Raw genomic sequence first — 24,841 nt, 5'->3', positions numbered from 1 at the left:
GGCATGCCGGTTTACGCCGGGCAGAACGGGTACCGCCAGGGGACGGGCCCGCGACGAGAGGACTGCTGGCCACGATCGGCTGACCCGGCGCCCCGGCCGGTCGGACTGGCCGGAGCCGGTCGGCGGGTCAGCGGCGCAGGGTGAGGATCAGGTCGGCGACCAGGGCCGTCCAGCCGGTCTGGTGCCACGCGCCCAGGCCCGCGCCGTTGTCGCCGTGGAAGTACTCGGGGAAGCAGATGAGGTCCCGCCAGTCCGGGTGGGTCTGGAAGAGCTGGGCGGCCCCGTAGATCGGTCGGCGGCCCCAGTCGTCCCGGGTGAACAGCGAAATCAGCCGGGCGGAGAGGTCGTCGGCGATCTCGTCGAGGGTGTGCTTCACCCCCGACCGGGTCGGGTACTCCACCTGGAGGTCGTCGCCGAAGAACGCGGCGTAGTCGCGCAGCGCGCTGATCAGCAGGAAGTTGGTCGGCATCCAGATCGGGCCGCGCCAGTTGGAGTTGCCGCCGAACAGGCCGCTGGTCGACTCGGCCGGCTCGTAGCCGACGCTGAACTCCTGCCCGCCGAGGGTGACGGTGAACGGCTTGTCCAGGTGGGCGCGGCTGAGCGTGCGCAGGCCGTACTCGGAGAGGAACTCGTCGGTGTCCAGCATCCGGGCCAGCAGCCGGACCACCTGCTCCGGGCCGACCATGGACAGCAGCCGCTGCTGGCTGCCGTCCGGGCCGATCCGGCGGGCGCCGATCACGTCGGCGTACTCGGGGCGGTTGGTGAGGAACCAGCGCAGCCGGGCGCCCAGTTCGGGCAGCCGGCGCAGGGTCCGCGCGGTGAGCCGGGTGGTCGCCGCCAGCGGCAGCAGCCCGACCACCGAGCGGACCTTCAGCGGCACCTGGCTGCCGTCGGCCAGCCGCAGCACGTCGTAGAAGAACGCGTCCTCGTCGTCCCACAGCCCCTGCTCGTACGCGGCGGCGGCGATGTAGGCGAAGTGTTCGAAGAACTTGGTGGCGGTGTCGGCCCAGGTGGGGTCGTGTTCGGTCAGGACGATGGCGATGTCGAGCAGGTTGAGCGCGTACATGCCCATCCAGCCGGTGCCGTCGGACTGCTCCAGCGTCCCGGCCACCGGCAGCGCCGCCGAACGGTCGAACGGGCCGACGTTGTCCAGCCCGAGGAAGCCGCCCTCGAAGACGTTGTTGCCGCCGGTGTCCTTGCGGTTGACCCACCAGGTGAAGTTGAGCAGCAGCTTGTGCATCACCCGGGCGAGGAACTCGTGGTCGCGGGAGCCGTCGATCTCGAACACCTTCAGTGCTGCCCAGGCGTGCACCGGCGGGTTGACGTCGCCGAACGCCCACTCGTACGCGGGGATCTGCCCGTTGGGGTGCAGGTACCACTCCCGCAGCAGGAGCAGGAGCTGCGACTTGGCGAAGCCCGGGTCGACCCGGGCGATGCTCACGCAGTGGAAGGCCAGGTCCCAGGCCGCGTACCAGGGGTACTCCCAGGGGTCCGGCATGGAGATCACGTCGAAGCTGGTCATGTGCCACCAGTGGCTGTTGCGCCCGTGCCGGCGGCCGGCCGGCGGGGGCGCGGAGCCGGGGTCGCCGGCCAGCCACCGCTGCACGTCGAAGTGGTAGAACTGCTTGCCCCACATCAGCCCGGCGATGGCCTGCCGGGCGACCAGCGCCTCGTCGGCCGTGGCGGCGTCCGGCACGACGCTGTCGTAGAACCGGTTCGCCTCGGCCCGCCGGGCCCACACCACCGCGTCGAAGCCGTCGCCCAGGTCGGCCCGGGGCGGTGGCGTCCCACCGGGCGGCGGGACGGTGCGGGTCAGCCGCAGCCGAATCTGCCGTCGCCCGCCGGCGGGCACGTCGAGCACGTAGTGCAGCGCCCCCTTGGTCCCCACCCGGTCCGGGTTGACCGTCGCCGCGCCGTCGACCACGTGGTCGTTGATCCCGTCCTTCGGGTACGGCGAGCGGCCGGGCAGCCCCCAGAGCCGCTCGGCGTTGGTGTCGTTGTCGCACAGCAGCGGGACGGGATCGCCGTCGCCCTCCAGCAGGATCTGGCCGAGCACCCAGTGCTCGCCGACCAGTCGGGCCCCGCCGCCCGAGCCCGAGCCGGTGCCGGAGCCCGAGCCGACGATCCGGGGCACCCGGTCGCCGCCGGGCAGTCCCCACGCCCAGGTGTTGCGGAACCACAGCGACGGCAGCACGTGCAGCCGCTCGTCGGTGTCCCCCCGGTTGGCCACGGTCACCACGACGCACATGTCGCTCGGGGACGCCTTGGCGTAGTCGACGGTCACCGCCCAGTACCGGTCGTCGTCGAAGACCCCGGTGTCGACCAGCTCGTACTCGGTGTCGTCGCGACCGCGCAGGGCGTTGACGGCGACCAGTTCGTCGTACGGGAAGGCGGCCTGGGGATAGTGGTAGCGCCAACGCATCCAGGAGTGGGTCGGCGTCGAATCCAGGTACCACCAGTAGTCCTTGGCGTCCTCGCCGTGGTTGCCGCCGTCCCCGCCCAGGCCGAACATCCGTTCCTTGAGGATCGGGTCCCGGCCGTTCCACAGGGCGAGGGCGAAGCAGAACGTCTGCCGGTCGTCGCAGACGCCCGCCATGCCGTCCTCGTTCCACCGGTAGGCTCTGGACCGCGCGTGGTCGTGGGGGAAGTAGTCCCACGCCGTACCGTGCTCGCTGTAGTCCTCCCGTACCGTCCCCCACGCCCGCTCGGACAGATAGGGCCCCCATGCGCGCCAGTCCTGCTCCCCCGAGTCGGCCTGGGCGAGCCGGAGCCGTTCGGCGTCGGGTGCGGACGCGGGTCCATGGGGCACGTCGGTGATCACGTGCCTATCTTCGACGCCGCCGGGGTACTTCACCACAGCGGCCATTCTCGTCGTGGCGTGTTACACCTCGGCGCTGCTGGAGGAAAGTTGATCGACATTCGTTTCGGCCCCCAGGTGTGCGGGGAGCTGACCGGCGGGGCCACCAGGGAGTGGCTGGTCCCGGACGGCCTGGGCGGGTACGCGATGGGCACCGTGAGCGGGCTGCGCACCCGCCGCTACCACGGGCTGCTGGTGGTCCCCGGCCAGACACCGGCGTCCCGCCGGATGGGACTGGTCAGCCTGGACCCGGCGGTCGTCCTCCCCTCCGGGGCCCGGCTGCGCCTCGGCGCGCACGAGTGGTCCTCCGGCGACATCGACCCGCGCGGCTTCGAGCTGCTGGAGGGCTTCGACCTGACCGACGGCCTGCCACGCTGGCGGTGGCGCATCGGCGACGTGGTCATCGAACGCGAGCTGGCCATGGCGTACGGGCGCTCGTGCGTTGCCGTGGTGCACCGGCTCGTCGCCGGCGGGCCGGTCCGGCTGGAGCTGTCGGCGGCCTGCACCTGGCGGGACGCGCACGGCGAGCGGCGCGCGGACGGCCCGGCGCCCCGGGTCGAGCCGGTGGACGGCGGCGCGGTGGTGGAGGGCGCGTTCCGCCTCGCCGGGCCGGGCTGGGCCCCGGAGGGCCAGTGGTGGGTCGGCGTGCACCACCGCGAGGAGGAGGCGCGGGGCCTGCACCCCGACGAGGACGTGTGGCACGCCGGGCGGTTCTCCGGCGCCCTGGAGCGCCCCGGCGACACGGTGTCGGTGCTGGCCTGGGCCGGCGACCTGGCCGCCGATCCGCCCCCGGCGGAGGAGATCGTCGCGGCGGCCCGGCGGCGCAACCGGCGGGTGGTGGCGCGGGCCGCGCCGGCCGACGCGGTCGAGGCCACCCTCGCGCTGGCCGCCGACGCGTTCGTGGTGCACACCGCCGCCGGCCCCGACGTGGTCGCCGGCTACCCGTGGTTCGGCGCCTGGTCGCGGGACACGATGACCTCCTACGAGGGGCTCTTCCTGAGCACCAACCGGGCCGACGAGGGGCGGGAGCTGCTGCGGGCGTACGCGGCGACGCTGTCGGAGGGGATGCTCGCCAACACCGCCGACACCGGGCAGGTGGAGTACAACACGGTCGACGCGACGCTGTGGTTCCTGCACGCGGTGAGCCGGCACGTCACCGTCAGCGGGGACACCGACCTCGGCGACGAGCTGCTGCCCGCGCTGCGCGGGATCGTCGACGCACACCTGGCCGGCACCCGGTACGGCATCGCCGTCGACCCGGCCGACGGGCTGATCACCCAGGGCGGCACCCCGGGCACGGCGCTGACCTGGATGGACGCCAGGGTGCACGGGGTGCCGGTCACCCCGCGCACCGGCAAGCCGGTGGAGGTCAACGCGCTGTGGGTCAACGGCCTCGCGGGGTTGGCCGAGCTGACCGAGCTGGCCGGCTCCGACGCCGCCGAACTGTGGCGGCTGCACGCCCGGGCCACCGCGTCGTTCGCCGCCCGGTTCCCCTCGCCGGTCGGCTGGCTGCACGACGTGGTGGACGCGCCCGCGCCCGCGTACCCGCTGGGTGGGGCGCCGTTCCACGACGACGACCTGCTGCGGCCGAACCAGCTGCTGGCCTGGTCGCTGCCGTACGCGCCGTTGGAGCCGGACGAGCCGACCCTGCGCCGGGTGGCCGCCGGGCTGCTCACCCCGCTCGGGCCGCGCAGCCTCTCCCCCGGCTGCCCCGGCTACGTCGCCCGGCACCGGGGCGGCCCGGCCGAGCGGGACGGCGGCTACCACCAGGGCACGGTGTGGCCGTGGCTGCTCGGGCCGTACGTGGACGCCGCCCGGCGGGCGAATATGGACGTCGACGGGTTGTTCGCGGGCGTCGACGCGCACCTGAGCGAGTACGGGCTGGGTTCGGTCAGCGAGACCGCCGACGGGGCGGCCCCGCACGGCGCGACCGGCTGCCCGTTCCAGGCGTGGTCGGTGGCCGAGGTGCTGCGCGCCCGGCGGGTCCGCCGGTAAGGCTTTACATCCCGGCAACGGTGACGTCTCCGCCGGTTATCCGGCCGGGGACAGGATGGGCCCCGATCCAGGGCGCGTCGGCGGCATCCGGTCTGCGGGTGCGGCCCGGCGCGCGCCGGAGCCAACTCCGAGGGGGCCGCATGTCACCTGACGCCGAAGTGATCGACATCCACCCCGCCCGGCGCCAGCGGGTGCTGATGCTGTCCTGGGAGTACCCGCCGGTGCTCGTCGGCGGCCTCGGCCGCCACGTCCACGCCCTCTCCGTCGCCCTCGCCACCGCCGGCCACGAAGTCACCGTCATCACCCGCCACACCGACGGCGCACCCCACGAGGAATACGCCGACGGCGTACGCATCCTCCGCGCCGCCGAAGACCCCGTCACCTTCCCCCTCGCCACCAGCAGCCTCCTCGCCTGGACCATGGCCTTCAACCACACCCTCACCCGCGCCGCCCTACGCGCCACCGAGAGCAGCACCTACGACATCGTCCACGCCCACGACTGGCTCGTCGCACACACCGCCATCACCCTCCGGGACCACCTCGACATCCCACTCGTCACCACCATCCACGCCACCGAAGCCGGCCGACACCAAGGCTGGCTCCCCGAAGAGATGAACCGCACCATCCACGGCGTCGAACACTGGATCAGCGGCGAATCCAACCGGGTGATCGCCTGCTCCGGATACATGCGCGAGCAGGTGACCCGGCTGTTCGACGTGCCGGCGGGCCGGGTCGACGTGGTGCCCAACGGGGTGGACGATCGGGCCTGGCACGCCCGCCCCCGGGCGGTGGCCTCGGCCCGGGCCCGGTTCGCCGGGAGCGGCCCCCTGGTCGGGTACGCCGGCCGGCTGGTCTACGAGAAGGGCGTGCAACACCTGATGCACGCGGTGCCGTACCTGCGCGAGCGGCACCCCGGGCTGCGGGTGGTGATCGCCGGCGACGGCCCGTACCGGGAGGAACTGGTGGACCAGGCGCACCGGCTGCGCCTTGGCGACACGGTGCGCTTCGCCGGCTTCATGAACTCCACCCAACTCCCGGCCATGCTGGCCGCCACCGACGCCACCGTGGTGCCGAGCCTCTACGAGCCGTTCGGCATGGTCGCCCTGGAGGCCGCAGCGGCCGGCGCGCCGCTGGCGGTCGCCGCGACCGGCGGCCTCGCCGAGATCGTCGAGCCCGGCGTCACCGGGGTCACCTTCCCGCACAGCGACCCGGACGCGCTCGCCGGCGCGGTCGACCGGCTCCTCGGCGACGAGGTCTTCGCCCGCCGGGTGGCCCGCCGGGCCCGCACGATGGTCAGCGAGCGGTACGGCTGGGCGACCGTCGCCGCGCACACCGCGAGCAGCTACGCCGCGGCCCGCCGCGAGCACGGCACGTTCCAGGACCGGCGGGCGGCGAGCCGGCTGGCCACCGGGCGCACCCGGATCGCCATTCCGGAGGGGAACCTGTTGACGACTGGCCATACGGCCTGCTGACAGCTTTCCCCGGCCTGTCGTCCGATAGGTCCACACCGATCCGCTGGCTATGGTGTACGTCGACCAGCGGTGAGGAGAACGGTGCAGCAGGTAGTGATCGCCGGCCGGTACCGCCTGCTCGACCTCGTGGGTCGCGGCGGGATGGGCCGGGTGTGGCGGGCGAGGGACGACGTGTTGCACCGCGACGTCGCGGTCAAGCAGGTCGTCCCGCCGGCCTGGTTGTCCGACGAGGAGCGCGACGAGCTGCGCCTGCGCACCCTGCGGGAGGGCCGGACGGCGGCCCGGCTCAACCACCCCAACGTGGTCCGGGTGTACGACGTGGTGCCGGTGGGCGACGACCCGTGGTTGATCATGGAGTACGTCCCGTCCCGGTCGTTGCAGAACGTGCTGGAAACCTCCGGGCCGGTGTCGCCCCGGCAGGCCGCGTCGATCGGGCTGGCGCTGCTGGCCGCGCTGCGCGCCGCGCACCACGCCGGGGTGCTGCACCGCGACGTGAAGCCGGCCAACGTGCTGATCGCCCACGACGGGCGGGTGATGCTCACCGACTTCGGGCTGGCCGTGTTCGACGACGGGGACCCGGCGATGACCCGGCCGGGGCTGGTGCTCGGCTCGCCGCAGTTCGTCGCCCCCGAGCGGGCCGCCGAGGGGTGCTCCAGCGTGGCGGCGGACCTGTGGTCGCTCGGGGCGACCCTGCACGCATCCGTCGAGGGCCGGTCCCCGTACGCCCGCAGCACCGCGATGGCGACGCTGAGCGCCCTGGCCACCCGGCCGCCCGACCCGGCGCCGCACGCCGGCCCGCTGGGCCCGGTCCTGGCCGGCCTGCTGCGCCGCGACCCGCGCGACCGCACCGACCACGACGAGACGCAGCGGCGGTTGGCCTCGGCCACCACCGGGGGTGGGGAGCCGCGCCCGCTGGCCCTCGCCGCGCCGGCCACGGTGCAGCCGCCGGACGACCTCGACCCGGGTGCCGCCCCGTGGCCGTCCGCCCCGGCCGGCCACGGCCGCCCGGCCGGATCCGGCCCGAACGGCCGGCGCTGGCCGTTGGCAGTGGCGGCCGGGGCGTTCGCCGCGCTCGCCGCGATCTCCACCGCGATCGCGCTCGGCCAACGCGAGCACGACCGGGGCGCGCCGCCGGGGACCGAGGCCGGGCGGACGGGAGCCGTACCGGACCAGACGGGAGCCGAGCCCGGAGCGGGGCCACCCGGAGCGGGGCCGCCCGGCAGGCGCGTGCCGCCTCCACCCTTCCCCTGTCTGCGGCCCTACCCCGCCGGCGAACCCGTTCCCACCGTCTCCCCCGCCCGGGGCGAGCGGCTCCGGCTGCCGGCGGGTTGGCGCTGGTACGCCGACCCGGCCGGGTTCCGGCTCGCCGTGCCGCCGGGCTGGCGGCACTACCGGGTGGGGGACGCGGTCTGCCTCCAGGATCCGACGGCCCGGCGGGTGCTGACCGTCGCCCCGGCCAGCGATCCCGACGCCGCCCCACTGGCCCAGCTACGGGTGAACGAACGGCGCGCGCTGGACGCGGGCGCCCTGCGCGGGTACGCGAGGCTCCGGCTGGAGACGGTGGCCGGCCGGGGGTCGGAGTGGGAGGCCGCCTGGGACGCCCCGTACGGGGGGCGGCTGCACGCGGTGCAGCTGATCCCGCGTGACGCCCAAGCGTGGTCGCTCGCCTGGAGCGCCCCCGACGCGGACTGGCCGACCGGCGTGACCGAGCGGAACACGGTGCGGGTCAGCTTCCGGCCCGGCACCCCGGGCTGAGGCCGGCGCGCGCCGACACCGTCCTATCTGGACCGTTTGGGTTGTTGCCCCCGGGCGGCGGCTCTGCCAGAGTGACGTAGTTTGTGGATCAAGAACCCTGGGGAGGGCGAGGCGTCATGATGGGACCGTCCCACGCGCTGTCGGGCGCGGCGGTGTGGCTGACCGGCTCCTGGGCGCTCGACCAGTTCGCCGACTACCACCAGTCGCCGCTGGCACTGGCGGTCGGCACCGCGGTCTGCGCCGGCGGAGCGCTCTTCCCCGACCTCGACCTGTCCGGCAAGGTGACCCGCAACCAGGGCGGCGCCACGGTGGCCCGCACCTTCGGGGTGGTCAGCCTCTTCGTCGCCGAGGTGATGGAGAAGATCTCGCTCGGCGTCTACTACGCCACCAAACTGAGCAAGGACCCGCGCCGCAACAACGGCCACCGCACGCTGACCCACACCATCCCGTTCACCGTGCTGGTCGGCTGGGGCACCACCGCGCTGTGTGCCGCGTACGGCAAGTGGGCCGTGGTCGGCATCCTGTTCTTCATGTTCGGGCTGGCCCTGCGCGGGCTGTTCGACCGGTGGGCGGAGCGCGCGGGCTGGGTCATCGTGACCCTGTCCTCGGCCGCCGCCGCCTGGTTCACCTTCGTCAACCTGCCCGGCGACCGGGGGTACCCGCTGATCGGGCTGGCCGTCGGGGTGGGCTGCTTCGTGCACATCCTCGGCGACATGATCACCCGTGCCGGGGTGCCGATCCTCTGGCCGATCCCGATCAAGCGCCGGATGTGGACGATGGTCGGCCTGCCGAACAGCATCGCCCTGCGCACCGGCAGCAAGGCCGAGGTCATCGTGCTGCGCGGCGTGCTGACCGCAATCACCGTGCTGGCCGCCGTGGGCCTGGTCGCCCCCTCGGTGCTGCGGAAGTTCAACATCGAGATCTGACCGCGCCCGGTCAGCCGCCCGAGTGGCGCCGCCGGACCGACCGCCCACCTCGCCTGCGGGTCCGGTCGGGGACGGCGCCGCGGGCCGGTTCCCGTCGGCGCCGTCCCCGACCGTTGGGCGTCAACCTCCGACGCCCAACGCGGGCTCGGCGGCCTCCAGCAGCGGCCCGCGCACGGATCGGCCGATTCGGTGGGCCTCGGCCAGGATGTGGGTGCGCCAGCGTCGCCACACCGGGGTGAGCCGGGAGGTGACCAGGACGACGTCGACGGCGTCGTCGGGCAGGACGGTGCGGATGCCGATGGCGTGGTGGGTCGGGTGCGCCGGGTCGGCGGGCAGCCGTTCGAGCAGCGTCTCGTCGTAGTCGAACAGGTCGGCGGGCGGGAACCCGGCCGGCAGGGTGTCGCCGCAGCCGAACACGGCGACCCGGGTGCCCGGCGGCAGGGTGTCACGCAGGTGGGCCAGCTCCGCCGTCACGTCCAGGCCGCGAACCCGGTTGGTCCCCCGGCGGATGGCGGGCAGTTCCAGCCTGACGTGCCAGTCGCGGGTGTCCTCGAGCTGGGGCAGGTGCTTGGAGTACCAGGCCCACAGCAGTTCTATCAATGGCTCGGGATGCTTGTGCAGGAACGTGAGCATGTTGCTGCGGTTGTCGCTGAGGTCCGGGTCCGACCGGCGCGGGTGCGGCGTGTCCACCGCCCAGCCATCGCGGCTGACCTCGAACGAGACGCCGTGCCGGTACAGGCGGAAGCCCAGCTCCGTGTCCTCGGCGCCCCAGGAGCGGAAGATCTCGTCGAAGCCGCCCACGGCCCAGAACTCCTCGGCCGGGACGGAACAGTTGCACGTCCAGAACAGTTGCCAGGGCAGCGCCGTGCGGGCGAGGAAGAAACGGGCGGTCGCGAAGAGGGAGTGCCGGGAGTCCTGGAATTCCGGGTCGCTGCCGTAGTCGCGTACGACCTCCTCGGGGGTGTGTGTCTGGAGGATCCCCTCCAGACCGGGGGTCGGGTAGTCGGGACGGAAGCCGTAGGTGTAGCCGATCACCGCCCGCGCCGGGCCGGGCTCCCGGTGCGCGGCCAGGTGCCCGGCGACGAAGTCGGGGCCGGGCAGGATGCCGCTGTCCACGAAGGCCAGGATCTCGCCACGGGCGAGGCGGGCGCCTGCGTTGCGGGCGGCGGCGGCCCGGAAGCCCAGGTCCTCCTGGAAGTGGTAGCGCAGGCGGAGCCGGCCGGTGAAGTCCTCCACCGTCTGGCGGGTGTCGTCGGTCGAACCGTCGTCGGCGACGATGACCTCGAACGCGTCCGTCGGTATCCGCTGGTCGGCCAGGGCCGTCAGCGTGCCGCGCAACAGACGCGAGCGGTTGTAGGTGGGGATGATGACGGAGATCATCGGCGTTGCGGCGCCAGAGGACATTGCGGCGACTCCGTGTGGTCGGGGCGTAACAACGTAACTGTCGCCGAGCGCCGGGGTCCATCATCCGTGAGGGTTGTTCATCTTCTCCTCGCTACCAGAACCGGAAAGACTCCGCCGAGCGGTCCACGTGGAGGTGGCACCGACCGCTGCCCTGGGGCCGTCACTGCGTGGCCGCCGCGACCCGTACGCCTTGTCTGGACCCGGCCGCCTGTCCGCAGGAACCGGGTAGGCCTAGCCATACCCGCGTTCCGCCTACTGATGCCAGTGACCGCCACGCGAAGCAGATGATCTCCTGGATCTTGCATTCGACGGGCGGGAGATAGGTGCAGTCGTGACGAGGAAAACCAAAGGCGTGCTGGCGTTCCTGGCCATTTCCTTCGGGGCGTCCTGGGTCTGGTTGCTCGGCGCGCGATTGGGCCTGGGAATCTCCCTGGTCAACCCGCTTGTTCAGCTTCCCTTTGGCTTCGCCCCGGCTGTCGCCGCCATAGTTGTACGCCGTTGGGTGACAAGGGAGGGGTTCCACGACGCAGGGCTTGCGCTGCGTTTACGAAGCGGATGGTCCTCCTATTTGATCGCTTGGCTCGCTCCACTGGCGATGGTCGGGGCGACCGTCGGGCTGGCGGCGTCGCTCGGGTTGTGGAGTCCGGACGCATCGAGCCTGGACGACGCCGTTCCTGGCCTTCCGGGGTGGGCGTTCATTCTCCTGCTGATGGCCGCCGTTCCGCTGCTCACGCCCCTCTACTGGGGTGAGGAGTTCGGCTGGACCAGCTACTTGAGGCTTCGCCTCTTCGTGGACCGCCCACTTCTGTCGGTTACCGCGACGGGGCTCATCTGGGCAGTTTGGCACTATCCACTCGCCTTCTTCGGCTACATCGAGTTCACCAACATCTTCCTTGGCCTGCTGGTGTGGACGGTGGGCTTTTTGTTGCAGGAGGTCATCCTTGCCTGGCTCAGGTCGCGCAGCGACAGTGTCTGGCCGCCGAGCTTGGCGCACGCTGGCAACAACATGGTCCTGTCTCTTCTCACGGGCGCACTGCTGACCGAGGGCGGCAGCCTCGACGAAATCGCCGTAATGCTCCTGGTGGCGGCGCCGATGACGGTCGTGTGCGCCTGGGTGCTTCTCGGCAGGCGACTCACCGCCCCGAGACCCGTCAGCGGCACAGTGACGGCGGAGAGCGGAGCGCAGCCAGAACTCGCCAAGAGGTAGCGGAGCCGGTGCAGATGGCCGGAGCCAGATGCCGCAAAGTCCATTCATCCGTCTTGTCCGCGCCGGGTGGCAGACCCCCGCCGGCGCTTGCCGGTGTGATCGGGGACGCCAGCGTCGCCACGTCCGTGGACGAGACCCCACCCCCTGGCGACCCACCCCGCCATCAACTATTGACGCCCTCGTGACACGTGTCCTACGGTCTGCCGAAACGCTTTCGTCGAAGCGTTTCGACTAGGCCCACGATGCTCGCCGGCCCGCCGGTGCAGGAGGTGCGCGATGTCCCGGGCCAGGCCGGCGTCGGTTGGGCCGCCGAGCTGGCCGCCGGAGTTCTGTCACCCGAGGCTGCGGACGTACCCGGACGCTGGTTGACTCGCCGCGACGTCACGGTAGGAGCCGAGAAGTGAAGTTCACCGACGGGTACTGGCTACTGCGGCCGGGGGTCAGCGTGCTGCGCCCCGGCCCGGTCGAATCGGTCGAGCCGGACGAACGGGGCTTCACCGTCTTCGCGCCGACCGGCCGGATCACCGGGCGGGGCGACACCCTCAACCGGCCGGTCGTCACCGTCCGGTTCTTCTCCCCCGCCCCCGGCGTCGTCGGGGTGACCATCGGCCACCATTGCGGCGGGCTGCCGAAGCAGCCCCGCTTCGCGCTGTCGGCCGGCGACGACCACCCGGTCACCGTGGAGGTCACCGGAGACAGCGCGTCCCTGACCACCGGCGAGCTGACCACCCGGGTCACGCTCGGCGACCGGTGGCGGGTCGACTTCCTGCGCGGCGACCGCCTGGTCACCGCGTCCACCGAGCGCAGCGTCGGCATCGCCACCGACGGCGAGGGCCGCACGTACGTCCACGAGCGGCTGGCGCTGGGCGTCGGCGAGACGGTGTACGGCCTCGGCGAGCGCTTCGGCCCGTTCGTCAAGAACGGTCAGACCGTCGACATCTGGAACGCCGACGGCGGCACCGCCAGCGAGCAGGCGTACAAGAACGTGCCGTTCTACCTCAGCAGCGCCGGGTACGGGGTCTTCGTCGACCACCCCGAGCACGTGTCGTTCGAGATCGGCTCCGAGGTCGTCTCGCAGACCCAGTTCAGCGTCGAGGGACAGTCGCTGACCTACTACCTGATCGACGGGCCCACCCCGAAGGACGTGCTGCGCCGCTACACCGCGCTGACCGGCCGGCCCGCCCGCGTCCCGGCCTGGTCGTACGGGCTGTGGCTGTCGACGTCGTTCACCACCTCGTACGACGAGAAGACCGTCACCGAGTTCATCGACGGGATGGCCGAGCGGGACCTGCCGCTGTCGGTGTTCCACTTCGACTGCTTCTGGATGCGGCAGTTCCACTGGGTCGACTTCGTCTGGGACCCGGCGACCTTCCCCGACCCGGAGGGCATGCTGCGCCGGCTGCACGAGCGCGGCCTGAAGGTGTGCGTCTGGATCAACCCGTACCTCGCCCAGCGCTCCTACCTGTTCGAGGAGGGCCGCCACGCCGGGTACCTGGTCCGCAACCCCGACGGGTCGGTGTGGCAGTGGGACAGGTGGCAGGCCGGCATGGCGCTGGTCGACTTCACCAACCCCGACGCCGTGGCCTGGTTCACCGGCAAGCTCAGGGCGCTGCTCGACATGGGCGTGGACTGCTTCAAGACCGACTTCGGCGAGCGCATCCCCACCGACGTGGTCTGGCACGACGGGTCGGACCCGCAGCGGATGCACAACTACTACACCCACCTCTACAACCGGGCGGTCTTCGAGCTGCTGGAGGCCGAGCGCGGGATCGGCGAGGCGGTGGTGTTCGCCCGGTCGGCCACGGCCGGCGGCCAGCAGTTCCCGGTGCACTGGGGCGGCGACTGCGAATCCACGTTCGCGGCGATGGCCGAGTCGCTGCGCGGCGGGCTGTCGCTGTCCGCGTCCGGGTTCGGCTACTGGAGCCACGACATCGGCGGCTTCGAGGGCACCCCCGACCCGGCGGTGTTCAAGCGGTGGATCGCGTTCGGGCTGCTCTCCTCCCACTCCCGGCTGCACGGCTCCGGCTCGTACCGGGTGCCGTGGGCGTTCGACGACGAGGCCGTCGAGGTGCTGCGCCACTTCACCCGACTCAAGCTGCGCCTGATGCCGTACCTCGCGGCGGCGGCCGAGGAGGCGCACCGCGACGGCGTGCCGGTGATGCGGCCGATGGTGGTGGAGTTCCCGGACGACCCGGCCGCGGCGTACCTGGACCGGCAGTACATGCTCGGCCCCGACCTGCTGGTGGCGCCCGTGCTGAGCGCCGACGGCCGGGTGACGTTCTGGGTGCCGGCCGGCACCTGGACCCACGTGGTCACCGGCGAGCAGCTCGCCGGACCGGCCTGGGTGGACCAGCGGCACGGCTTCGACAGCCTGCCGGTGCTGGCCCGGCCCGGCGCGGTGCTCGCCGTCGGGTCCACCCACGACCGGCCGGACTACGCGTGGGCCGACGGCGTCGAGCTGCGGCTGTACGCGCCCGCCGAGGGGCAGCGGACCCGGGTGCGGGTGCCCTCGCCCGGCGACGGGCCCGGGGCGGAGTTCGAGATCCGGTACGCCGACGGGGCGGCCACCGCCGACCTGGTGGGCGGAGAATCATCGGGGTACACCCTGGTGGTCGTGGGAGCGGAGGCGAACCGGTGACGAGGAGTTTTCCCGAGGGGTTCCTGTGGGGGGCCGCCACAGCGGCATACCAGATCGAGGGCGCGGCCACCGAGGACGGCCGGGGCCCGTCCATCTGGGACACCTACAGCCATACCCCCGGCCGCACCCTGAACGGGGACACCGGCGACGTGGCCGCCGACCACTACCACCGGTGGGTCGACGACCTCGGCCACCTGTCGGAGCTGGGGCTCGGGGCGTACCGGTTCTCGATCTCCTGGCCCCGGGTGCAGCCCGGCGGCTCCGGCGCGTTCAACCGGGCCGGGGTGGACTTCTACTCCCGCCTCGTCGACGGCCTGCTGGAACGGGGCATCCGCCCGGTGGCCACCATGTACCACTGGGACCTGCCGCAGGAGTTGGAGGACGCGGGCGGCTGGCCGGCGCGGGACACCGCGCTGCGCTTCCGGGACTACGCGGCCGGCATCGTCGGCGCGCTCGGCGACCGGGTGCACACCTGGACCACGTTCAACGAGCCGTGGTGCTCGGCGTACCTCGGCTACGGCTCCGGGGTACACGCGCCGGGCCGCACCGAGCCGGCCGGGGCGCTGGCCGCCGTGCACCACCTGAACCTGGCGCACGGGCTGGCCGGGCGGGCGGTGCGGGAGCTGGCCCCGGCGGCGGAGCTGTCGGTGACGCTGAACCTGCACGTGATCCGCCCGGCGTCGGACTCGGCCGCCGACGCCGACGCGGTGCGCCGCATCGACGCGCTGGCCAACCGGGCGTTCCTCGGACCGATGCTCGGCGGGGCGTACCCGGCCGACCTGATCGCCGACACCGCGAAGGTCACCGACTGGTCGTTCGTGCGCGACGGCGACGAGCGGGCGGCGGGGGCGCCGCTGGACGTGCTCGGGGTGAACTACTACTCGACCACCCTGGTCCGAGCCTGGGACGGCGCCTCGGCCCGTTCCGCCGCCGACGGGCACGGCAGCTCGGCACACACCCCGTGGGTCGGCGCTGCGAACGTCGACTTCCTGCCCCAGCCCGGGCCGCACACCGCGATGGGCTGGAACATCGACCCGAACGGGATGACCGAGCTGCTGCTGCGGCTGTCCCGGGAGCACCCGGGCCAGCCGCTGATGATCACCGAGAACGGCGCCGCGTTCGACGACGTGGTCTCCCCCGACGGCCGGGTGCACGACGACCGGCGCGTCGACTACCTGTACCGGCACGTCGACGCGGTCGGGGCGGCGATGGACGCGGGCGCGGACGTCCGCGGCTACTTCGCGTGGTCGCTGCTGGACAACTTCGAGTGGTCGTACGGCTACGATCGGCGGTTCGGCATCATCCGGGTCGACTACGACACCCAGGCCCGGACCTGGAAGGACAGCGCGTACTGGTACCGGGGTCTGGTCGCCACGGGCCAGTTGGAGCCGCCGGCCGGTTCCTGACCGGCCCTGCTCGCCCGGGCGGTCCGGCCCCGGCTGCTCCCCCTCCGAGAGCCGGCCGGCGCGCTCAGCGGAGCTGCTCGTCCGCCCAACGGACGAGCAGCTCCAGCAGCGGCCGGCGGCCGGCGAACATCTCGGCCTCGCCGCGCAGGTCGTAGGTCTGTGCGGTGCCGCCGCCGGCCCGGCCCAGCATCAGCGGGGCCAGCCAGAAGTACTTCGCCGCCCCGGTGAGCCGCACCGCGCGGGCGACCTCGGTCCGGTCGAGGGCACCGCGCAGGCCGTCGGCGTACCGGTCGACGACCGTGGTCGCCACCTCGTCGAGCAGGGCAACGTCGACCAGCCCGTCGAGGAAGGTGTCCAGCACCAGGTTGGCGGCGTCCTCGCCGACCGGCCCGGGGCCGACGAACGACCAGTCCAGCAGGACCGGGCCGGCGGCGCCGAAGACCAGGTTCATCGGCCAGCAGTCGTGGTGGCACAGGGTGCGCGGCAGCCCGTCGGCGGCGGCCAGCAGCGCGTGCCGGCGTTCCCAGAGGCCGCGCAGCGCGGCGCGCAGCGGCGCGGGCCACGCGGCCACGGCGACCGGGTGGTCCCACGGCACCGGCTCGACGACCGGCCGGGTCAGGGTGTAGTCGCGCAGCCAGTCCCGGGCCAGCCAGTCGTGACCGGGCGACCGGCCGAGCCAGGCGGCGTGCCCGGCACCGAGCCGGGCCGCGACGTCGCCGAGGTCGGCGACCGTGCCGGCGGTGCCGGGCCGCCCCGCGACGTCAGCCAGCCAGAGCGCCACGCTGCCGTCCGGGCGCTCGTCGGCCCCCAGCGGCTCGGGCGCGGCCAGCCCGGCGTCGGCGTACGCCCGGCCGGCCAGGCCGCCGCGGTACGCCTCGACCTCGCGCCGCCAGTAGTTCCAATGCCCGGGGTCGACGCTGCCGGCCCAGTGCGTCGGGCCCTCGCGGCCCGGCGGAGTGATCAGCTTCAGCACGGCCGGGCGGCCGTGGTGGCGGGTCCGCCAGATGCCGCCGGTCACCGCGTTGAGCGGGTTGTGGGTCAGTTCCTCGGCCGGCTCGTCGGCGGGCACCAGGCCGATGGGGGGGACGCGACACCCGTTCGACCCTACGTCCAGCGTCCCGCCCGTCGCACGGCGCTTGTCGTCATCACTGTTTGTCCCTCGAACGCTCCGCTACCCACAGGCCCCGGCCCTGCAGGCCGACAACCAGGCCACGGTCCTGCAAGATGATCACGGCTCGCTGCACGGTTGTCACGCTGACCTGGAACAGGTCGGAAAGCTCTCGGTACGTGGGCAGACGGTCACCCGGGGCGTACTCGCCGCTCTTGATCCGGGCGGAGATGTCCTCGGCGACCTCACGGTAGCCGCCAGTCGGTATGGGCATTGATCTCATCTATCGCCCTGGCAGGAGTGGCGGTGCTCCGGCTTCGCGGCTGGGCTGTTCCTGTTCACGGTCAAGTCGCGGTGGTGTCGGCGGTGCGGGTCGGTGTTGAGCTGCCCATGCTGTCGGGGCAGGGCCGACCGTGACAGCGCCGGAGCGGTGGAGGCATCGTAGCCAGTCATCGTTACCGGGCTTCCGGGTCCACGCCTCTAGCTTGATGCGGGCGGTGGACCTCGATCCACGCTTCTACATCTTCAACCAGCCAGACCGCTCCTCCGGCCAACCGGTCGAACGGGGACGGGAAGTCCGGCCGCGAAACGATCTGCACGATCCGGGCGCGGGAGACGCCAAGACGGTCCTGTAGCTCTGCGCTCCCGTACAACCTGCGGACCATGGATCGAAGCTATGCGACACGACACTGTCATATTCGACACCTGTCGCACTTGACACTGACGCGTGTGACACTGAATCGTATGCGCTGAGACCTCCGGGCAGCGGCTCGCGAGGGCGGCTCCGGGCCAGCCATGGCCAAGTGAGGGGAGGCGACCGAACTTGATCTCGTCTATCGCTCTGGCAGGAGCGGCGGTGCTCGGCTTCGCGGCTGGGCTGTTCCTGTTCACGGTCAAGTCGCGGTGGTGTCGGCGGTGCGGGTCCGTGTTGAGCTGCCCATGCTGTCGTGCAGGGCCGACCGTGACAGCGCCGGAGCGGCGGTGGCGGCGTGGACAGTGATCTCCTGCCGATAGGTCGGCGGGTCGCGCACTGGCGCGGGCGGCGGAGGATGTCGCAGCAGGTGTTCGCCGACCGGCTCGGCAAGTCGAAGAGCTGGGTCGACAAGATCGAACGCGGCGTCCGCTCCCTCGACAAGGTCTCCACCCTCCAGGACATCGCCGCCGTCCTGCGGATCGACACGACGGTGCTGCTCGGCCGGGAGGTCCGACCGGCCGACGTAACCGAGCGGGCCGAGGGTGTGGACCGGATCCGGTCGGCGCTTTCGGCGTACGAGATCGCTCTTGGTCTGCCGGCGGCCCGCCTTGTCGTGGTGCCGGCTGACCGGCTGGCCCGCAATGTCGAGCATGCGTGGACCACCTTCCAGCATGCCCGGTACCCGCAGTTGATCGCGCTGGTGCCGGACCTGCTGGCCGGCGCGCAGCGCACCCACGCCGACGATCCGGGGACAGGCCGCGCGCCGCTGGTCGAGGTGTACCGGGTGACCGCGTCGCTGCTGGTGAAGCTCGGCGAGGCCGAGCTGGGTTGGCTGGCCGCCGACCGGGCCATGGCCGTGGCGACCGGTGAACCGCTGCTGGTGGCCGCCGCAGCCGTGCAACTCGGCCAGGTGCTACGCGCATCGGGTCGGACCCGGGTGGCCATGTCGACGGTGCTGGCCGCCGCGTACCGGATCGCCCCACGCGATCCCGATGCCGGCACACCGGAGGAACTGTCGTTGTGTGGGACGCTGCTCGTCCAGGCGGCCCTGGCGGCAGCCCGACACGGCGACGACCGGGCCACCGCCGAGCTGATCGACGAGGCCGCCGACATGGCCGCCCGGGTGGGTGAGGGCCACGACCACCACCGGACCGCATTCGGGCCGACGGCGGTCGGCCTGGCCCGGACCGCCGCAGCCGTCGACCTGGGCGACGGACACGAGGCCATTGCCTGGCACGAGAGGGCCACCGCACGGGACGGCTGGCGCTGGCTGCCCGCCGAACACCGCGCCGCGCACCTGCTCGACGCCGCCCGCGCCTACCTCCACGTTGACGACCCGGCCAACGCCGGCCGGACGCTGATCGACGCCGACCACACCGCACCAGCCGAGTTACGCCATCGACCGGCGGCACGAACCGTGCTCGCCCAGGTCGCCCGCGACCCCCACGCTCCCGCCACGATCATCCAACTCGCCACCACCCTCGGGGTGACGTGAGGCCACGGATCACACGCCGAGGTACAATTTTCTGTACTTACCCTGGAGGTGATCATGCGGACCGTGAATTTCACCCAACTGCGACAGAACCTGGCCGCCGAACTCGACAGCGTCATCGACGACGCGGAGGAAGTGGTGGTGACCCGGTCGGGCCATGAGCCGGTGGTCATCGTGCCGCTTTCGGAGTACGAGGCGATGAAGGAAACCGAGTACCTGCTCCGCAGCCCGAGCAATGCCGCAGCCCTGCGTCGATCGATCGCGGAGCTTGAGGAGGGCGACGCCACCGAGCGGGAACTGATCGATCCGGCCGACATTCGGGACGTCGCGTGAGACTGGTCTTCACAGCGACGGCATGGAGCCAGTACCTCAGCCACACAGACCGCAAACTGGTGAAGCGCATCAACGACCTCATCGCGGACGTGATGCGCAACGGATACGAGGGCATCGGCAAACCGGAGCCCCTTCGGGGGGAGCTGTCCGGATTCTGGTCCCGGCGGATCGATCGCGAGCACCGGCTGGTGTATCGGATCACCAAGGACGACATCGAAATCATCGCCTGCCGGTACCACTACGGCGACAGGTAGCGGCCCAGAACCGGAGCGTCGGTCGCCCTGGTCACCGTGCCGGCTGACCGACCCGATCCGGCCGGCGCAGGGTCAAGCGCCGACGCGCTGGGGTGGGACGGTCAGGCCGTACAGGGCCATCAGCTCGGGGGTGTCCACGCGGCTGCCGTCGGCCACCGAGTCGCAGGCGATGTCCACGATCTGGTCCTTGTGCGCCAGCAGGTAGGGCCGGGCGCCGACGTCCGCGCTGGCCAGGGTGGCGATGCCGGCCCAGTGCCGGCGGCCGAAGAGCATCGGGTACCCGCGCAGCCCGCTGTAGGTGGCGCAGGCCAGCACGTCGGGGTACGGCAGCGCGGCCACCCGCCGCACCGCCGCCGGGGTGAGCCCCGGCATGTCGACGGGCACCACCACCACCGCCTCGACCGCCTCGTCGGTCAGCGCGGCCAGGCCCGCCCGGATCGACGAGCCGACCCCGGTCCCCCACGCGCGGTTGACCACCACCGTGGCCCGGGTCAGGTCGGCGGTCTGCCGGACCTGGTCAGCCGCCGCGCCCAGCACCACCACGAGCTGCTCGCAGCCCGCCTCGGTCATCGTTCCGATCATCCGGTCCACCAGGGGTTGCCCGCCCTGGTGGAGCAATGCCTCCGGGCCGCCGAGGCGGCGTCCCCCGCCCGCCGCGATGATCATTCCTGCGATTCGCACACCGGGTGCAACGAGCGCCCGACAGATCAGTGTCGGGGCGAAACGGGTATTTGCCACGCATCGCCCCGACGTCGACTCAGCGGCGGTACGCGTCGGCCAGCGCCGCGAAGGCCGCCTTGGGCTCCCACGGCAGGTCGGGGTACGTGTCGCCGAGCCGGTCCTCGAACACCTTCACCAGGCCGTACGAGGCCCGGTCCACGTCGCGCACCGGGTCCTCGCGGTGCGGCAGGTTGTACGTCGCAAAGGTGCACCAGAACGCCGTGTCCACCCCCTCGGCGGCGAAGATGCCGAGCAGCTTCCGCAGGTACCCGGCCTGCTCGTCCTCGTCGCGGGCGTAGTCGCCGGTCAGCCGGGCACCGTTGGCGCCGTCCCACTCGACGATGAACATGCCGCGCGCCCCGAGGTCGGCGGCCCCACGGTGGGTCGTACACCCGAACTCGGTGATCGCCACCGGCTTGCCCTGGGCGACGAGGGCGCGGATGCCGTCGACGTACGCGTCGGCGACCTCGGCCGAGTGGTAGGCGTCGGACGAGACGTAGTCGAAGGGCGTCCAGTCGATGCGCTCGCTCGGCAGCGAGGCGTAGCTGACCTCCCCGCCGAACCGCGCGCGGACGATCCGGACGGCCTCGCCGAGGAAGGCGTTCAGCCGGGCGGGCACCTCGGGCAGCACCTCGCGGAGGAGGTCCGGCCGGGTCAGCACGTCCAGCCGCTCGGCGAGCGTGTCGCCGGGCAGGAACCCCTTCGTGAACAGCGTCAGCTCGGCCCCGGTGACGAGGACGACCTCCGCGCCCCGCCGGCGCAGCCCCTCGGCACGCTCGGCGCAGTCGGCCAGGACGTCGAGCAGCTCGTCGGTGGTCAGGTCGCAGGTGAACGGGGAGAACCACACCTCCAGCCCGACGTCGGCGGCGTGCCGGGCGGCGACCTCCAGCCGCTCGGGGATGCCGCCGGTGACCCGGACCGCCGTGCAGTGCAGGTCCTCCCGGATGACCCGCATCTCGCGCCGCACGACGTCCGGGTCGAACGGCTCACGGGTGCTCTCGCCGGCGTCGACGAAGCCGGTGTCGTACGTGATTCCCTTGCCGCGCACAGCTGCCCACCTTCGTTAGGGTACGCAGCGTACCTTAAAGCGGTGGCGTGGCGCGGCGCAAGACGAGGGCTGGGGTACGATCCGTACCCGTCATGGCAGGCGACGGGGCGGAACGGACCGGGGCGACGCGGCGGCGCGGGGCGGCCCTGGAACAGGCGATCCTGCGCGCCGCCGCCGACGAGCTGCTGGAGTCCGGCTACGCCGGCCTCACCATGGACCGGGTCGCCCGGCGGGCCGGCACCAACAAGAACGCGATCTACCGGCGCTGGCCGAACCGGGCCGCGCTCGGCGTCGCCGCGTACCGGCAGCTCGCCGTGGCCAACCTGGATCCGCCGGACACCGGCGAGCTGCGCGGCGACGCGCTGGAGCTGCTGCGCCGGGCCAACTGCCACTGGACGTCCCCGCTGGGCGAGGTGCTGCGCGGCCTGCTGTCCGGCGTCGGCGAGGAGCCGGAGCTACTGGCCCGGTTGCAGGAGCAGGCCGGCGCCGCCGGGACGGCCGGCTGGCTGACGGTCCTCGACCGCGCCGTCGCCCGGGGGCAGGCGTCACCCGAGGCCCGGCACCCCCGGGTGGCCACGGTGGCCCTCGCGCTGCTGCGCAACGAGATCGTCACCCGCGGGATCGCCAGCGCGCCGGACGCCGTGCTCGTCGAGATCGTCGACGAGGTGTACCTGCCGCTGCTGCGCGGGCGCGCCCGCCCGGGCGTCGGCTGACCGGCGCGCGGACCCGACCAGCGCCGGCCCCGGGTGCGTTGGCGTCTCAGGCGTCGGCATAACAGTCGACGACGGACAGGTCCAGCGGGAACCTGACCGGGGTGTCGCCGAACAGCAACGCGGCTGCCCGCTCGCCGCTGGCGCGCACCACCTCGGCCACCGCGTCGGCCTGCGCCGCCGGGCAGTGCACGATCACCTCGTCGTGCTGGAAGAAGACCAGCTCGGCATCGGTGCCGGCGAGCGCCGTCCGCAGGGTGGCCAGCAGGGTGGAGGCCCACTCGGCGGCGGTGGCCTGGATGACGAAGTTGCGGGTGAACCGGCCCCGGGAGCGGGCCGCCCGAGCCCGGGGGCCCTGCGGGTCGGCCGCCGCGCCAGGGTCGACCCCGGCGTCGTCGCCGTCGGTGAAGCCGGCCGTGCCGGGCGGGCACGTCCGGCCCAGCCAGGACCGGACCAGCCCGCCCGCCTCGCCGGTGCGGGCCGCCGCCTCGACGTACGCGAAGGCGGTCGGGTAGTTGCGCCGCAGCACCGCGAGGGCGGGGACGGCCATCCCGCCGGTCTGCCCGTACATCGCGCCGAGCAGGGCCACCTTGGCCCGGGCGCGGTCGCCGCCGAAGGAGTCCCGGGCGAGGGCGGCGTAGAGGTCGCCGGCCCCGCCGGCGGCGGCGAGCCGGGCATCGCCGGAGACCGCCGCGAGCACCCTCGGTTCGAGCTGACCGGCGTCGGCGACGACGAGCCGCCAGCCCGGGTCGGCCGCCACCGCCCGCCGGATCACCTTCGGGATCTGCAACGCGCCGCCGCCCCGGGTGGCCCACCGGCCGGAGACCACCCCGCCGGGGACGTACTCCGGATGGAACCGGCCGCCGCGCACCCAGGCGTCCCGCCAGGCCCAGCCGTGCGCCGTCCAGATCCGGTAGAGCTCCTTGTGCTCCAGCACCAGCGGCACCGCGGGGTGGTCGACCCCGCGCAGCACCCAGGCCCGGGTGTTGGGCAGCTCCACCCCGGCCCGGGCGAACGCCTTGAGCAGCTCGGCCGGGGAGTCGGCGTGCACCTGGCGCAGCCCGAACGCCGCAGCGATCCCGGCGGCCAACTCGGCCAGCCGACGGGGCGGGCCGCCGACCGGGGACGGCTCGCCGAGCAGCTCGGTGAGGAGCTCGTCGTGCACCTCGGCGCGCCAGGGCAGCCCGGTCGCGCCCATCTCGCCCGCGATCAGGGCACCGGCCGACTCGGCGGCCACCAGCAGCCGAAACCGGCCGGGGTGCTCGGTGGCCGCGACCCGGGCGAGCTGGTCGGCGTACACCCGGGTCAGGGCCTCGACGCCCGGGCCCGGCGGGCCGGGCAGCGCGTCGAAGAGCGCGCCCTGCCCGTGGCCCGGCGGTTCGGCTGCGCGGGGCGGCGGGTCCGGCGGCACCGGCGCGCCGGTCAGCCGGGCCCAGGCGGCGGCGAGCGAGCGGGGCTCACCCCAGCGGCCGACGTGCCCGAGCAGCAGCGACTCGGTCAGCTCGACGTCGTGGCAACGGTCGAGCCGGACCCCGGCGCGCAGCAGCGCCGGGTAGACGGCCGCGCCGCAGGCCCAGACCCAGCGCGGATGCTCCGTGGCCTCCCGGGCGGCCACGGCGGCGGCGAGGTCGGCCACCGACTCGGCCGGGGCCGCGGGCCGGCCGACGGGGTCGAGGGGTTGCAGCACTCCCCCGCCCCGGTCGTCCGACACCACCGCCACCAGCACGGACGTGATTCTGCCTCGCCCCTCTGACACTCCGCGCCCCACCGCCCACCCGGCCACCCGCCCACCCGGCCGCCCGGCCGCCCGGCCGTGCAGATTCACGGAAAGAGTGGCCATTCGACGTGAAATGGCCACTCTTTCCGTGAATCTGCGCCCCCACAGGGGTGGGGTGGGGTGGGGCTACTTCACCGCGCCGGAGGTCAGACCGGACTGGATCTGCCGCTGGAACACGGCGTACACGATGATCATCGGCAGGATGGCGATGGTGAGGGCGGCAAAGAGGCCGGACCAGTCGGCCTCGTAGCCCGCATTGACCGAGATATCCGCGATGCCCTGGGTGAGCACCCACTTGTCCTTGGCGTTGGACAGCAGCACCAGCGGCAGCTGGTACTGCGCCCACTGGCCGATGATGTTGAAGATCGCGACGCTGATCAGGCCCGGCTTGGCCATCGGCACCATCACCTGGAAGAACAGCCGGGTGTGCGAGCAGCCGTCGATCATCCCGGCCTCGGCCACCGAGTTCGGCAGCGTCCGGAAGAACGCCGCGAGGAAGAACACGGTGAACGGCAGCGAGTACGCGGTGTAGACCAGGATCACGCCGGTGTGGGTGTCCAGCAGGCCCAGGTTCTTCACCACGAAGAACAGCGGCACCAGGGCCAGGAAGACCGGGAACGCCAGCCCCGAGACGAACAGGTAGTACACCGCCCGGTTGCCCCAGAACTTGTAGCGAGCCAGCACGTACGCGGCCATCGAGCCGAGCAGCATGGTGGCGAAGGTGCTGCACCCGACCACGATGACGCTGTTGACGAAGTATCTGCCGACGCGCGCCTTGGTCCACGCCCGGCCGAAGTTCTCCCAGCGCAGCTCGGCCGGCAGGGTCCAGGGGCTGCTGAAGATCTCGCCGGTGTTCTTGAACGCCGCGAGGAACGTCCACAGGATCGGCACGATGACGATCACCGCCCAGACTGCGAGCGCGACGTGACCGAGGCCGGCGAGCAGTCGCACCTCCGAGCGTTGGCTCTTCGGGTCGGGCCCGGTGGTGGACTTCCCGGTACGGGGTGGCAGCGCAGCCGGCGCCGACGGCAACGTGGTCTTCATG

General features: G+C 72.8%; 19 protein-coding genes. 11 read left to right on the top strand and 8 right to left on the bottom strand.

The window, feature by feature from the left end; genetic code table 11:
* Positions 1-127 precede the first annotated feature (127 nt).
* Positions 128-2,866: an MGH1-like glycoside hydrolase domain-containing protein gene (locus OG559_RS22135; protein ID WP_405106546.1), complete on the bottom strand. Its 2,739-nt coding sequence runs from the start codon at positions 2,864-2,866 to the stop codon at positions 128-130.
* Positions 2,867-2,908: 42 nt separating this feature from the next.
* Between OG559_RS22135 and OG559_RS22130 the strand changes: the two genes are divergently transcribed.
* From OG559_RS22130 to OG559_RS22115, 4 genes are all read left to right on the top strand, one after another.
* A complete protein-coding gene (locus OG559_RS22130; RefSeq protein ID WP_405106544.1) occupies positions 2,909-4,852 on the top strand; it encodes an amylo-alpha-1,6-glucosidase in 1,944 nt (647 codons plus the stop codon).
* Positions 4,853-4,992: 140 nt separating this feature from the next.
* Positions 4,993-6,324, top strand: coding sequence for a glycosyltransferase family 4 protein (locus OG559_RS22125; protein WP_405106542.1), 1,332 nt, complete (start codon positions 4,993-4,995; stop codon positions 6,322-6,324).
* Positions 6,325-6,405: 81 nt separating this feature from the next.
* Positions 6,406-8,079, top strand: coding sequence for a serine/threonine-protein kinase (locus OG559_RS22120; protein ID WP_405106540.1), 1,674 nt, complete (start codon positions 6,406-6,408; stop codon positions 8,077-8,079).
* 116 nt (positions 8,080-8,195) lie between these two features.
* The gene (locus tag OG559_RS22115) at positions 8,196-9,005 is read left to right on the top strand and encodes a metal-dependent hydrolase (protein WP_387026209.1); all 810 of its coding nucleotides are present in this window, start codon (positions 8,196-8,198) and stop codon (positions 9,003-9,005) included.
* 120 nt (positions 9,006-9,125) lie between these two features.
* Here the strand turns inward: OG559_RS22115 and OG559_RS22110 are convergent, their stop codons facing one another.
* Positions 9,126-10,409: a glycosyltransferase gene (locus tag OG559_RS22110; RefSeq protein ID WP_405106538.1), complete on the bottom strand. Its 1,284-nt coding sequence runs from the start codon at positions 10,407-10,409 to the stop codon at positions 9,126-9,128.
* Between the two features lie 331 nt (positions 10,410-10,740).
* On the opposite strand from OG559_RS22110, the gene OG559_RS22105 reads away from it, so the two are divergent.
* The 3 genes from OG559_RS22105 (at position 10,741) to OG559_RS22095 (ending at position 15,660) form a co-directional block, all read left to right on the top strand.
* Positions 10,741-11,616, top strand: a complete 876-nt coding sequence (locus tag OG559_RS22105; RefSeq protein WP_405106536.1) for a CPBP family intramembrane glutamic endopeptidase — start codon at positions 10,741-10,743, stop codon at positions 11,614-11,616.
* A gap of 400 nt (positions 11,617-12,016) precedes the next feature.
* Positions 12,017-14,254 carry an alpha-xylosidase gene (yicI, locus tag OG559_RS22100; protein WP_405106534.1) on the top strand — a complete coding sequence of 746 codons (2,238 nt, stop codon included), beginning with the start codon at positions 12,017-12,019 and terminating at the stop codon, positions 14,252-14,254.
* The gene (locus tag OG559_RS22095; protein ID WP_405106532.1) at positions 14,251-15,660 is read left to right on the top strand and encodes a GH1 family beta-glucosidase; all 1,410 of its coding nucleotides are present in this window, start codon (positions 14,251-14,253) and stop codon (positions 15,658-15,660) included. The genes yicI and OG559_RS22095 overlap by 4 nt, the downstream gene beginning before the upstream one ends.
* A 64-nt stretch (positions 15,661-15,724) precedes the next feature.
* Here the strand turns inward: OG559_RS22095 and OG559_RS22090 are convergent, their stop codons facing one another.
* Both OG559_RS22090 and OG559_RS22085 read right to left on the bottom strand, forming a co-directional pair.
* Positions 15,725-16,729: a phosphotransferase gene (locus OG559_RS22090; protein WP_405106530.1), complete on the bottom strand. Its 1,005-nt coding sequence runs from the start codon at positions 16,727-16,729 to the stop codon at positions 15,725-15,727.
* A 76-nt stretch (positions 16,730-16,805) separates the two neighbouring features.
* Positions 16,806-17,042, bottom strand: a complete 237-nt coding sequence (locus OG559_RS22085; RefSeq protein ID WP_405106528.1) for a winged helix-turn-helix domain-containing protein — start codon at positions 17,040-17,042, stop codon at positions 16,806-16,808.
* Between the two features lie 715 nt (positions 17,043-17,757).
* Here OG559_RS22085 and OG559_RS22080 point away from each other — a divergent pair.
* The 3 genes from OG559_RS22080 to OG559_RS22070 are packed head-to-tail and all read left to right on the top strand — an operon-like array spanning position 17,758 to position 19,541.
* The gene (locus OG559_RS22080; protein ID WP_405106526.1) at positions 17,758-18,957 is read left to right on the top strand and encodes a helix-turn-helix domain-containing protein; all 1,200 of its coding nucleotides are present in this window, start codon (positions 17,758-17,760) and stop codon (positions 18,955-18,957) included.
* A 54-nt stretch (positions 18,958-19,011) separates the two neighbouring features.
* Entirely contained in the window at positions 19,012-19,287 is a 276-nt protein-coding gene (locus OG559_RS22075; RefSeq protein ID WP_405116867.1) for a type II toxin-antitoxin system Phd/YefM family antitoxin, read from the top strand.
* Positions 19,284-19,541 carry a Txe/YoeB family addiction module toxin gene (locus tag OG559_RS22070; RefSeq protein ID WP_396783694.1) on the top strand — a complete coding sequence of 86 codons (258 nt, stop codon included), beginning with the start codon at positions 19,284-19,286 and terminating at the stop codon, positions 19,539-19,541. The genes OG559_RS22075 and OG559_RS22070 overlap by 4 nt, the downstream gene beginning before the upstream one ends.
* Before the next feature lie 72 nt (positions 19,542-19,613).
* On the opposite strand, the gene OG559_RS22065 is transcribed toward OG559_RS22070, so the two are convergent.
* Positions 19,614-20,207 carry an NTP transferase domain-containing protein gene (locus tag OG559_RS22065; RefSeq protein ID WP_405106523.1) on the bottom strand — a complete coding sequence of 198 codons (594 nt, stop codon included), beginning with the start codon at positions 20,205-20,207 and terminating at the stop codon, positions 19,614-19,616.
* A 91-nt stretch (positions 20,208-20,298) separates the two neighbouring features.
* Positions 20,299-21,309 carry a hypothetical protein gene (locus tag OG559_RS22060; protein WP_405106521.1) on the bottom strand — a complete coding sequence of 337 codons (1,011 nt, stop codon included), beginning with the start codon at positions 21,307-21,309 and terminating at the stop codon, positions 20,299-20,301.
* A gap of 92 nt (positions 21,310-21,401) precedes the next feature.
* On the opposite strand from OG559_RS22060, the gene OG559_RS22055 reads away from it, so the two are divergent.
* Entirely contained in the window at positions 21,402-22,022 is a 621-nt protein-coding gene (locus OG559_RS22055) for a TetR/AcrR family transcriptional regulator (protein ID WP_405106519.1), read from the top strand.
* Positions 22,023-22,068: 46 nt separating this feature from the next.
* Here the strand turns inward: OG559_RS22055 and OG559_RS22050 are convergent, their stop codons facing one another.
* Positions 22,069-23,775 (bottom strand): bifunctional 3'-5' exonuclease/DNA polymerase, encoded by a 1,707-nt coding sequence (locus OG559_RS22050; protein WP_405106517.1) that lies wholly within the window; start codon positions 23,773-23,775, stop codon positions 22,069-22,071.
* A gap of 147 nt (positions 23,776-23,922) precedes the next feature.
* Complete coding sequence (locus OG559_RS22045; RefSeq protein WP_405106515.1) at positions 23,923-24,840, bottom strand: carbohydrate ABC transporter permease; 918 nt, start codon at positions 24,838-24,840, stop codon at positions 23,923-23,925.
* Position 24,841 lies beyond the last annotated feature (1 nt).

It is taken from the genome of Micromonospora sp. NBC_01405, assembly GCF_045040155.1.
Lineage (GTDB): Bacteria > Actinomycetota > Actinomycetes > Mycobacteriales > Micromonosporaceae > Micromonospora.
The sequence above is the reverse complement of the archived record's forward strand: the minus strand, read 5'-3'. Positions and strand labels throughout refer to the sequence as shown.

Bases quoted from the DNA above. Each gene is read 5' to 3' on its own strand.
- OG559_RS22135 (WP_405106546.1), bottom strand. From the start codon at position 2,866: ATGGCCGCTGTGGTGAAGTACCCCGGCGGCGTCGAAGATAGGCACGTG.
- OG559_RS22125 (WP_405106542.1), top strand. From the start codon at position 4,993: ATGTCACCTGACGCCGAAGTGATCGACATCCACCCCGCCCGGCGCCAG.
- OG559_RS22115 (WP_387026209.1), top strand. From the start codon at position 8,196: ATGATGGGACCGTCCCACGCGCTGTCGGGCGCGGCGGTGTGGCTGACC.
- OG559_RS22110 (WP_405106538.1), bottom strand. From the start codon at position 10,409: ATGTCCTCTGGCGCCGCAACGCCGATGATCTCCGTCATCATCCCCACC.
- OG559_RS22085 (WP_405106528.1), bottom strand. From the start codon at position 17,042: ATGCCCATACCGACTGGCGGCTACCGTGAGGTCGCCGAGGACATCTCC.
- OG559_RS22075 (WP_405116867.1), top strand. From the start codon at position 19,012: ATGCGGACCGTGAATTTCACCCAACTGCGACAGAACCTGGCCGCCGAA.
- OG559_RS22065 (WP_405106523.1), bottom strand. From the start codon at position 20,207: ATGATCATCGCGGCGGGCGGGGGACGCCGCCTCGGCGGCCCGGAGGCA.
- OG559_RS22055 (WP_405106519.1), top strand. From the start codon at position 21,402: ATGGCAGGCGACGGGGCGGAACGGACCGGGGCGACGCGGCGGCGCGGG.
- OG559_RS22045 (WP_405106515.1), bottom strand. From the start codon at position 24,840: ATGAAGACCACGTTGCCGTCGGCGCCGGCTGCGCTGCCACCCCGTACC.